Origin of the sequence: Enterococcus raffinosus (genome assembly GCF_001886185.1) — a bacterium.
GTDB lineage: Bacteria > Bacillota > Bacilli > Lactobacillales > Enterococcaceae > Enterococcus_A > Enterococcus_A raffinosus.
The window spans coordinates 85,615-96,846 of sequence record NZ_JXLA01000015.1; the positions used below are offsets into that span (position 1 = coordinate 85,615).

General features: G+C 42.3%; 8 protein-coding genes. All 8 read right to left on the reverse strand.

The window, feature by feature from the left end:
- Positions 1-291: 291 nt before the first annotated feature.
- Positions 292-807 carry an FIVAR domain-containing protein gene (locus RV13_RS10005; RefSeq protein WP_060789248.1) on the reverse strand — a complete coding sequence of 172 codons (516 nt, stop codon included), beginning with the start codon at positions 805-807 and terminating at the stop codon, positions 292-294.
- A gap of 16 nt (positions 808-823) precedes the next feature.
- On the reverse strand, positions 824-1,264 hold the full coding sequence (locus tag RV13_RS10010; protein WP_060789249.1) for a hypothetical protein: 441 nt from the start codon (positions 1,262-1,264) through the stop codon (positions 824-826).
- An 11-nt stretch (positions 1,265-1,275) separates the two neighbouring features.
- Positions 1,276-1,734 carry a hypothetical protein gene (locus tag RV13_RS10015; RefSeq protein ID WP_060789250.1) on the reverse strand — a complete coding sequence of 153 codons (459 nt, stop codon included), beginning with the start codon at positions 1,732-1,734 and terminating at the stop codon, positions 1,276-1,278.
- A gap of 18 nt (positions 1,735-1,752) precedes the next feature.
- Positions 1,753-2,235, reverse strand: a complete 483-nt coding sequence (locus RV13_RS10020) for a hypothetical protein (RefSeq protein WP_060789251.1) — start codon at positions 2,233-2,235, stop codon at positions 1,753-1,755.
- Positions 2,236-2,250: 15 nt separating this feature from the next.
- A complete protein-coding gene (locus RV13_RS10025) occupies positions 2,251-4,890 on the reverse strand; it encodes a hypothetical protein (protein ID WP_060789252.1) in 2,640 nt (879 codons plus the stop codon).
- A 471-nt stretch (positions 4,891-5,361) separates the two neighbouring features.
- Positions 5,362-6,033 carry a winged helix-turn-helix domain-containing protein gene (locus RV13_RS10030; protein ID WP_249024476.1) on the reverse strand — a complete coding sequence of 224 codons (672 nt, stop codon included), beginning with the start codon at positions 6,031-6,033 and terminating at the stop codon, positions 5,362-5,364.
- Between the two features lie 356 nt (positions 6,034-6,389).
- Positions 6,390-10,853 (reverse strand): WxL domain-containing protein, encoded by a 4,464-nt coding sequence (locus RV13_RS10040; RefSeq protein ID WP_060789254.1) that lies wholly within the window; start codon positions 10,851-10,853, stop codon positions 6,390-6,392.
- A partial coding sequence (locus RV13_RS10045) for a hypothetical protein (protein WP_211276167.1) occupies positions 10,846-11,232 on the reverse strand: 387 nt, incomplete at its 5' end. The genes RV13_RS10040 and RV13_RS10045, both read right to left, overlap by 8 nt.

The following is an 11,232-nucleotide window of genomic DNA, read 5'->3' on the forward strand; positions in this document are numbered from 1 at the left end:
ATTACCCTATTATCAAACGCATTATCACCTAAATTGACAACTCTAGAAATTGTTATACTCGTCAGTTTATTATTCCAAAAAGCATTAGCTCCAATCTCCTGAATACTGGCGGAATCCTTACATTCGTTTGCAGATTCCCAGAAAAAGTTTCCGAACGAATGAGCTGGAGATTGGATAATATCGTTATGGCAGCTGACGTTAAATTTACTGTATAAAATCAGAAGCAGTTGTCTCTTCTATTAAAAAGTGCCTACGAATCTATTATCGGCAACAGAGATAGTCACTACTGTTTCATTCCAAATCCTTTGCCTTTCTACGGCTGCTCAGCCATAAGATACTCGTTGCGCCAACAAGGAGCACCCCAAGACTCGCCAGCCCCAGATCGACCGCCATGCCGGTGGCTGGATACTTGCTGGTGGTTGTTTGAGCATTTGCCTTAGGTTTGGTTGCATTCACAGGAACCACCCCACTCGTTTTTTTGCGCGGAGTCAAGCCTTGTACGGCCTTTTTCAGATCAATCAAGGCCGCAGTGACTTTTTCCTCGTCGTAAGGGGTGTTTGTCAGTACTTCTTCGGCCTTCTGCAGCGCTTTTTGGTAGGCCTCCCAGCTCGCCTCGGTATAAGTCTCTTTGTCACGCAGCTTTTCCTTCTCCTCTTTCACCAGCTTTTCCAGCTCTGGTGCTGCTTCTGCCGGAATGGTAAGCGTCAGATCCACGGACTGATCCTGCCCATAGATCCTTGGCGAGAACGAGGTAGGGACCATCAGACACAGCAGGAACAATGACAGAGCCTGCAATATTTTCTTCATCGTGTTCCCTCCTCGTTTACTCAAATGAGCTGGTAAAGATGATTTTTCCTTGATAGTTCCCAGGTTTGGCTGCTGCCCAGCTTTGTGGCGTAATGTTGACCTTTAGGCGGAGCTCTTTGCCGCTATTCGCCTCAGCTTCTGTCCATGTATCCTGTGTCCATTCAGCATTCTCACCATTCTTAAGTGAGAAGGGAATGACCTGTGACTTGTATGTCAATGGTGTCTTAGCAGCGGTGACCTTTACTTTTTGACCAGCAGCTAGATTCCCCTGAACCTTCAATGTGCCCAGCTCCGTCACTTCTTGCTTGTATTGGATATTTTTGGTTGTCGCCGGAATCGTCAAGGTATACTCCGAAGGGATCTCCACGGTTAGTTCCGTGCTTTGCTCTTCTGCTAAAGCAACGATCGGAAATAGGGTCAAGCTGCTAAGTAACAGTGCTATTCTTCGCTTTTTCATTAGATTCCCTCCTACTTGATCTCTGCTGTAAAGTTGAGTTGTGCCTTGTAGGTTCCCGCCTGTTTGTTTCCTGCAAGCGGTTCGAAGCTGATCTTTTCTTCCTTACCACTATCCGATGTGCCAGCTACCTGAAGTATTGAACTTCCTTTGAGAATTGTGCTTCCGTTAATCGTCATTTTTGTGGTTAATTTATTGGTACCTGTATCTTGACTCAGTGTCACTTTACCTTCATCGTCCATTGCTGTATTTGTCAATGATAAGCCGATATCCAGCTTTTTTCCTGGGGCGATATCATGTTTATTCGTACCGATCACCCATTCTCTATCAGTATCTGTTAAGGTTTTTGCTGGGATAGATAAGGTATAGGTGCTTGCTACGTCATAGGTTACGGTCGCATCTTCTGCCTGAACTGTCGCACCAAATCCAACGGCGATGATCGCTAACAGTGTTGCTCCAATTATTTTTTTCATTCTTCGTTCACTCCTTTTTTAAAATACTTCTAGGGTTACTTTTATTTCAGAGCCGTTGAGGGGCTCATGATTTTCTAAACTAAAACACTCGTACTTGACCATCGCCTCTTCATAGCTTCCCGCAGCTATTGTTTTATCTAATGTAAGCTCGTAAATGGCTTTGCCAGGCGCTAATAGTTTGGATTCCCATAGTTTCGTCTCGGGGTCTTGCCACAAAGAAATCTTGAAGTAGCAGGTATTGTTCTCCGGGTTGTGGAAGTTGACGGTTTGCTCCAAGCTATCTGCTTTCAGCTGAAGCTTTTCATAACCAGGAATGTCGATGGTAGGAGAAGGTTTTTGTGCCGCCTTCCGTTCGCCTGTCCAATCTTCTGCTGATTCGACGTCTGTCAGCTGTGCCTCTAAGGGCTCACCGAACCAGTTTTGCCAATTCATCCCAATGAAAATGCCCGCAACAATTAGAAAGAGTACGCCAGCAAGTTGTCCGATTTTTTTCTTTGTCATATATGATCGTCCTCCTTAATTGCTAAAGCCTGCTTCAAAGGTCAAGATGCCGCGGTAATTACCTGTACGAATCGGCTCTCCATCAATAGACGAAATCGGGGCAGCGAAGGTAATTTGATTTTCATTCTTTTCTGAACCTGCTTCCATCCTCAACTCATCCCACGCGACTTTGGTACGAATACTCTTGCTTGCATCCGTGGTATCCGTTAATGTCAAATACTTCTCATTATCTAAGGAACCTACTTTAAGCTTCGCTGTGACTTGACGGGTGTACCCTGGCACTTGATAAAAGTCATTTTTCAGTTCAACTGACGCTGTTTTATCACTAGCCTCTAGTTCGACTGTCTGAGGTATGGTTAAGGTATAGGTCGATGCTGCAAGAAACTGATTGGTTTTCCACTCAATATAGGATTCTGCCTCTCCGACCTTCACCACGTGTTTATTTTCTGTCAGGTAGAGGTAGAAGGACTCATCTCCATCGTGTTTGCCGCTGACATTAAAGTCTTTATTCATAGCGGTAACCGTCTGATTCGATTGATAGTTCGTGCCATCAGCTTTATAGGGGTGAACAGGATCGCTGCCATCTGTCGGTGCAGGATCGATATTGTTTTTGGTCGCTTTGACACTGCCGCCGTTGATGGTGACCAAACCGCCAGAGCCACCGCCCCCGTTGCCGATATCTGAACTATAATACCCAGTTGATTGAACTGTACCTCCGCTTATGGTTACTTCTCCACTACCTTGATATCCGCCGCCTATACCCGCTCCATAATATCTACCGGTTGCGGTTACATGACCTCCATTTATGGTTACTTTACTGCTCCCATAAGATCCGCCGCCTATACCCGCTCCATAATCTCCACCGGTTGCGGTTACATGACCTCCACTTATGGTTACTTCACCGCTTCCTAAACCTCCGCCGCCTATACCCGCTCCATTAATTCCACCATTAGCAACAATACTCCCACCGTTTATTGCAACAAAACTATCCGAGCCAATTCCGCTGCCTATACCTGCTTCAAATTCACCTTTACATTGTGCTATCAACCTCCCAGCATACCCATCATAGCTGCCAGAAGCACTTGTAATCACCAGCGAATTCTCAGTAGTATTGTTGTTTTGCAGCCCAGCATATCCAGCAAGTATATTTTTACTAACTAATTCGTTCTCACCAATCAAGTCGACAGTCGCGGAAGCGCCTGTATTAATTAAGAAAGGGGCGTTACTGGATGACTCAATTTTCACGCCATTTAGCTTCACCGTGACGTTGGTTCCTGTGACTTCGATCCGGTCAGAATTGGTTGTATAATCAGTTGTTTTCATACTGACGTTGTAAGTTTGACCATCGCCGCCTAGCTTCAGTACATTACTTTCATAAGTAACACTCGTTGAGTTGTCTATAAGAAAATCGCCGTACTCTTTTTCTTTAAAGGTCTGTGTGCCGACATCCCATTCGATCTCCCATGTTTTGGTTTGCTGGTCGCTTTGCATCGAAAGGGTGTGCTCTTCCTTGGTTAGATAGAGATAGTACTGATCATCTGTAGGCTCGTGTTTGCCACCAATATTAAAATCAATCCCGTCCACTTTCAGCGTAGGCTGCGGGGCAAAGGAGACTGGATTCTTAAACTTGTAGCAAGCCACTTCTTCACCATCAGTATTTTTCGGTAGGGGTATAAGAGTGTTATTAGTCGCCTTGACACTGCCGCCGTTGATGGTGACCGAGCCGCCAGTGACACCGCCCCCGCTGCCGATATCTGAACTAGAATTCCCCCCAGTTGATTGAATTGTCCCGCCATTTATGGTTACTTCTCCACTACCACTATCTCCGCCGCCTATGCCCGCTCCATAATCTCCACCAGTTGCGGTTACATACCCGCCACTTATGGTTACTTCACTGCTTCTACCAGCTTCTCCGCCTATACCTGCTCCATTCCACCCGTCACATCGCGCGGTCAACTTCCCAGCATACCCATCATAACTGCCAGAATCACTTGTAATCACCAGCGAATTCTCAGTCATATTGTTGTTTTGCAGCCCCGCGTAGTTATCTGTACTAATCAATTCGTTCTCACCAATCAAGTCGACAGTCGCGGAAGCGCCGGAATTAATTAAGAAGGGGGCGTTACTAGATGAAAGAATTTTCACGCCATTTAGCTTCACCGTGACGTTGGTTCCTGTGACTTCGATCCGATCGGTGGTAGCCGTTTGTCCAGGGGTACTCATACTGACGGTGTATAGTGCATTTGTCCCACTCAGTTCCAAAGTATTCCCTTGATAGGTAATTCCACTAGATTCTCCATCTACTAGAAAATCTCCTGTTTGGATAGGTTTTGGACTTTTACTTTCTATTTCTGGTTGTTCTTCCGACACCTCCCTTTGTTCTGCGACAGTCGTTTCTGATTCTTCAGTTTCTACTGTATTGGACTCCTCCGTGTTCATTCTATCGCTAGATTGGGAAGAGAAACTCTCTGATACTACTTCCTGACTAAAACTTGTCACCGGTTCTTCCGAAGCTATTTTTTGAAATGACTCACTTGACTCCACAGGAACCGTCTCAGTCTCTGCTAAACCTATGGCAGTTGAAAAAAGACTCCCAGCAGAAAGGATGACCGTCGCAGCAACTCCTATCACCTTTAATTTGTTTTGCACCCTCATATTTTGTGACCTCCTTTCGTAATAACCTACTCAAATCAATTATAACAAACAATTCACTCATTAAAATATTTTCTTTTATCATCGGCATTAAAACAACAATGTTTTAAAACCCAATAATTTGATTATCTCTTTAAAATAATGGATTTTAAATACTTCATAATAGGTATATACATGCAAATAAATAGAAATCAAATTTTCTAATATTTATTATCAAAAAGGAACTACCCTTTATTGATAGATGAGATTTTCCCTCAACATAAGCTTCAGTAAACGTTTTTCTTTCATTAGTCTCGCCGATTACACATCATTTTCCTCACAACGAAAAAGCGAGCCTTCAAATCCTCTCAAGTGATAAGCAGACTGGCAGGTAAACGTAAAAGAACCCTCGAAAATCAAAAAAATGATTATCGAGGGTTCTTCTTTTTTCATATGACTCATCACTATTTCTATCCAGAAGACACTGCCTGATGGTCATGACTGCTGAGACTTAGGATACATGTGATAAAACTTCTTGTTCAAATGATAGCCTTTTCCCCAGACTGTCTCAATAGTATCTGATGGAAAGCCTTTATTCATGAGTTTCTGGCGTAGAGCTTTCGTTAAAACAGAAAGCTGCGCCAAATTGGATCGTGTAGATTCGACGCCCCAGATAGACTGACAAAGCTCTTTTCGTGAGACGAGAGAAGAATCTGCTTCATACAATGTTAAAAAGTATTTTTTTTGATTCTTAGTAAAATCCATGATGAGCCCTTCAAACGTTTCTTTAGATAGATAGTCACTAGGTTCAGCAGTACTCATTACCGCGCACTCACTGATCAATTCCCTTAAAGTATCTATTCCAATTTCTCGTGATATCCAGCGATCGATTTCCAATGCTTTTGCCGCATCTTTTTCTTTATTCAAGGGCTCACATACGTATTTCCGAAAAATTACAGCGCGTCGTTCCTTTAATTTCGGGACGATCACTTCTAATTCTTTATTCGATAAGGATTCACTAAGGATAATCAGTTGGTAAAAGGAAATGTTCCAGGGATCTTCTTCGTGCAAAAGCATGTCAAACATTGTTTTTGAGACAAATACTTCGTAATTAAACTTCTGTAGATTTTGTTGTATGGATTGTTCATTTAAAATATTATGAGTCAATAATAGTATTCGAATTTTTTATCACCTCACAGAATCTCCTCTAGTATTCGAATTTGATTTTGTATATCAAAAAATAAGTAAACAGCTAAAATTACACATACAACAACAACTATCAGTAATGACAAATTTAAAAGATAGTACATTTTAGAGAGTTTCCGTGCCTGTATTTGTTTCATATCTCTGAATATGAAATAGAAAAAAACAATTAAGCTGATCATGCCTATTATTGTTAAAATGATCATCCAACTATAGCGTCCCAATCTTGTCATCCTTTCAGGAATGGTGAGAAAAACACTCTCACCATTCCTAATTTATAAAAAGAAAAAATACTCCTTGTGGGAAATAGAGAATAACTACTAAGGTTCATTTACCATTAACCATTCTATCTTCCCTTCGTAAAACGCGCCTTTTTGAGCCACGTTTCCCGGAATAGATAGCTTGACAGACTCAAAGCCAATCGTTGTTCTAAATTTCCCTTGCCCTGCAGCAATACTCGTCGACTTCCATAATTGAGTCGTCGTATCATTGGCAGGGAGGCTCGCCGTTGGTTCAGACAACCCTTCAAAATCTTGAGTTATCGGCTGCCAATTCATACCATCTGTTGTGTGCTGCAACTGTTTCTCGAAGGAAAGCTGTGCGCCTGTTAGCTCTTGATTACTCCCATCCTGTGTTTGTAATGAAGCGACGCGAGCCGCAAAAGACCAGTTGGAATTTATTCCTACATTTTCCATCTTTATTCCAAAATCAGCGGTTCCTTGAGCAGTTGACAATCCCGTGGTTATCACGTTTGAACTGACCGATTGAACACCAAAGTTAAAGGTTGGTGTTTCTGAAATATAAAAACCCGCCTGTCGTTGATTGGTAGTAAATGCTCGTGTAGGGGTTTGTTCAGACTCGCCTCCCTGATTAACAACACTGCACTTCACATGATACGATTGTCCGGCGATCAAGTTCTTGATTTTCACAGTTGCTTTTTTATTCGTTGTATCAAAATTATACGTATCGATTGATGGAGAACTCGACTGAGTGCTGACTTCAGAAAAATCAACACCATTGGTGCTTAAATACACCTTTACCTTACTTGGATGGGCTGCAGGTTGATCTGGATGATCGCCCGCGGCTTGATAATCCACTGAAAATTCAGCGGTCGCCTCATTTTCCGCTACAGGTGCATTTAATGTAGGCGTACTTAAACTGGAGACAGTATTTTTCGTATAGAAATATTCGTTTGCAGCACCGGCCGGTTGCCCTATCGGTCCAACAACAGTCCCTTCGAAGTTTTTGAGTTGCACCCACCCTCTGTAACGAGTTCCAGGAGTCAAGCCGTTCACCATCGTGGCAGCGTACGTTCCGTTTGTTGTGGTGGTGTGTTGTAGATTATTCACCCGTGCGGTCCAGTCTTTGTCATTGGTTCCGTTATTATAGGATTCAGTAAAAATGACCCCATCATTTGATGTTTGTGAAATATCTCCACTGTAAGTCCCTTGCTTCAATTGAATACTTGTGGCTGTGGCAGTCGCTTGATCGAAAACAGGTGGTGAGATTTGTAGAGCGATCCCGTATGTTCGAATGGATACAACACTAGAATACTCAGACCATTGATTGCTATCATTTTTCACACGATACTGTACTTCATACGTAGTATTTGCTTCCATATGTCCGAGTGTGAATTCAACCCGTTTACTTGTCGAATTAATAGTCAGCGAAGTAACAGTAATGGGCGAGCCAACTGTTCCTATTGCTTTTACACTTTTCCAAGACGTGTAATTAGTATCTTGGGAAGAACGTATACGAATATCTACACCTTTTTGACCATCATAACCATCAGTAACCCCCGATTCTTTCGGGTGCGCTTGCCCTTGCGAGTAGTCGGATACTTTATAGACTCCGACCATTGATGCGCTGGCACTTGATGCTGTTTGTGCCGGTGTATAGGTGACATTGGTAACACCATCCACTTCATTTTTTGTATAAAAGTAGGAATAGGTATTATTGTTCAAGCGCCAAGATTCTTGCCACACATTATCAGTATCACGAATAAATATGTGGGAACGATACTGAGTTCCTGGCATCAATTCATCGGGTAATGTATAGCCACCAGCAGCATATTTCCCACTGCCGTACGGTATTTCATGATGCACACTACCTCCGCGTACGCTAACCCATGCACCAGCATCGTTTTTCACATGCATTCCTTGCTGCCCATTAGTTGCTCCACCATATATATCACCATTATAGCTTCCTTCATTCAAAATCATTTTTTTTGCTGAAGTCGTATAGCTAAAGGTCGGATTAGATATATAAGTTAACGGGACCCCTTTTGTCGTAAACTCACGAGAAGTTGAATAACCTGACCACACATTACTGGCATTTCGCACACGATAGCGCACATAATACTTCGTTTTAGAGTTGAGCTTTGATAGGGTGAAGCTCACACTTTTATTTACAGTATCAAAGACTCTGTTTGTAATTGCTGGCGTGGTATCCGCTGTAATTGTTGTCCAAGTCGAATTGTTGGTACTGATCTGAATATCCGTTGATGTTGGATGAGCAGCTACGTTCCCTACATTATAAGTAGCGCTCACTTGAGCTGTTGCATTGTTCGCAGCCGTTGGCGTATTCAGGGTTGGAACTGCGGGCTGATTGACTGTATTTGCGGTATAAAAATACGCACTCCATGCTGAATATCTCCACGTTCCGCCATAATCCTTGATGGCAACTCTACCTTTATACCTTGTTCCAGCAACTAAGTTAGGTACTGTTACATTGTGATAGGTTCCTCCTCGAGAAACAGTGTGCGTTAAATTCGTCACCTTATCCTGAACCGTCGCTCCATCATCAGAAGTTACTTGCACTTTTCCTTGCCCACTCGTTTGGAAAATATCTCCCGTATAGGTCGTTCCCGTCATATAAATGGCATTATGGGTGGCTGTTGTCTGCGTGAATGTCGGGGTTCCAATAGATAATGTAATTGCTCCCGTGGTAAATTCCCGAGCAGTTGAATAGCCTGACCACACATTACTGGCATTTCGAACACGATAGCGCACATAATACTTTGTTCTAGCATTGAGCTTTGACAGGGTAAAACTTACACTTTTGCTACTAGTATTAAAAACTCTGTTCGTAATTGCTGGGGTTGTATCCGCTGTAATTGTTGTCCAAGTCGAGTTATTAGTACTGATCTGAATATCCGTCGATGTAGGATGTGCTGCCACATCTCCAACATTATAGGTAGCACTCACTTGTGCTGTTGCGTTATTTGCTGCACTTGGTGTATTCAGCGTTGGAGCTGCAGGTTGATTCACTGTATTAGCAGTGTAAAAATACCCGCTCCATGGAGAATAACGCCATGTTCCTTCATAGTCTTTTATCGCCGTTCTTCCCTTATATCGTGTTCCTGCAGTTAATCCCGACACAGTAGCACTGTTGTAGGTTCCCCCTTGAGAAATTGTATGACCTAAGTTTGTCACCTTATCTTGAACGGTTGTTCCATCGTTTGAAGTTACCTGCACTTTCCCTTGTCCACTCGTTTGGAAAATATCTCCAGTGTAGTTCTTTCCAACCATTGGAATCGTGTTGTGCGTCGCACTTGCTTGTGTAAAAGTCGGAGCAGCGATAGATAACGCCGCTGCAGAATCCGTAGTGAAAACATACGGTGTCCTGATGTATTTTTCCAGAATAGTAGACGTTCCTTGTGGATGATACCATCCGATGTTTATCTCACTGGATGGAACTGAAAAAAGCCAAACATAATACGTTGTTTTTGGTTTAAGATTTGTCATTTTCCCCGACCCAAATGTAACAGAACCATCATCCCAACTCTTATTAAACGGTACAACTACATTAGTGCCGTCTGCCTTCAATTCTGTCCACAATGCTTTTGACAATTGTGAAGCACTAGATACATTGGCACAAAGCTTGATGATACGATTTGGATCTGTACTCCAAACAGCATAGCGTGTATATGCTGGACTGGAGTACAATTGATACTTGAGTTCAATAGATGCTTCTTTGGCTTTTATACCATGTATTTTTACATAAGTACTTATCTTGCCGCCTGTACCTGCCGAACCATTATATACAACATCAGCTACTGCTCTTGGAGTTATTTCTCCTTGTGTTCGAGTCGGGTGCTCATTTTGAGCTGTCGATTGTGTTTGCAGCTTCTCTTCATAGATTTCTGTGTTTTTTTCAGAAGCTTCCGTTATATCTGTTTTAAAAAGAATGTGCCCTTTATGAATAGTTCTTACTACAGATTGTTCTTCGTTGGGTACCTCTATCTCATAATCTACAATCAATCGGTAATCCTGTTCTTCTAAAATATCTTTAAGTTCAAAGATAAAATTAGACTCGTTCAGTATATGGTCCGTACTCTCTTTGAATACCGTTACTTCTTGCCAACCAGTATCTTTCGTTTTGGTCTGCAAAGCTACTTTTTCTAGGATTGTTGTTGACTCATCGGAGGATTCAGAGCTTCGTTGAATTTCTCCACTTAGCCCTTTCTGATCTATTTCTGCTTGGACAAACGGTTGTGAACCATTTTCTTCATCTTTTTTTGATAAATCCCGCTCATCATAGTTTTTCTCTGCATAAATCTCTTGCTCCTGCGCTTCGACAATTGGTTCTTCCTCAGAATCTGCTGTTTCGTTTGGCGCTCCCAGCACATCACTAGACATAGTCGTCAGCGTATTAGTAGAGGCTTCTGTTTGACTCTGGGAGTTCTGTGTCCCCTGTGAAACGGCTATACTAATCGCCGGATGAATCACCGTACTAGATAAAAAGCCTACGAACATAAAAAATGAAACCCATTTTTTATTCACATCCATCCCTCCTTCTTCGTTCATAATTGCCAATGAAGAAAAAGAGCAAAGTAAATAGGAATGTTGTCCATCCTAGACAAGACAGAACACTATTATATTCTTCCCCAGTGGTGGGCAATCTTCGCTGACCTGAATAGGCTAAAAAAGATTCATCTCTCTTTTTTTCTCTTGTATGTTTAATCAATGGTAGATCAGTCGTTGACTCACCCTCTCTCTCTCTTTCTTGACTAGAAAAAGTGATTGTCATCGTTGTACTAGTGGCACAAGACTTTATAGGGTCTATAAAAAGAACGAGGCTAATTATTATCCCAATGAAGAAAGAAATTGCCATTCTCTTTTTTTTCATCTCTTCACCTTCTCGTAATATATATTTTGAAGA

What these genes read in the sequence shown, in the direction of transcription:
- RV13_RS10025 (WP_060789252.1), bottom strand. Translation starts at nt 4,890, where the DNA reads ATGAGGGTGCAAAACAAATTAAAGGTGATAGGAGTTGCTGCGACGGTC.
- RV13_RS10005 (WP_060789248.1), bottom strand. Translation starts at nt 807, where the DNA reads ATGAAGAAAATATTGCAGGCTCTGTCATTGTTCCTGCTGTGTCTGATG.
- RV13_RS10020 (WP_060789251.1), bottom strand. Translation starts at nt 2,235, where the DNA reads ATGACAAAGAAAAAAATCGGACAACTTGCTGGCGTACTCTTTCTAATT.
- RV13_RS10015 (WP_060789250.1), bottom strand. Translation starts at nt 1,734, where the DNA reads ATGAAAAAAATAATTGGAGCAACACTGTTAGCGATCATCGCCGTTGGA.
- RV13_RS10010 (WP_060789249.1), bottom strand. Translation starts at nt 1,264, where the DNA reads ATGAAAAAGCGAAGAATAGCACTGTTACTTAGCAGCTTGACCCTATTT.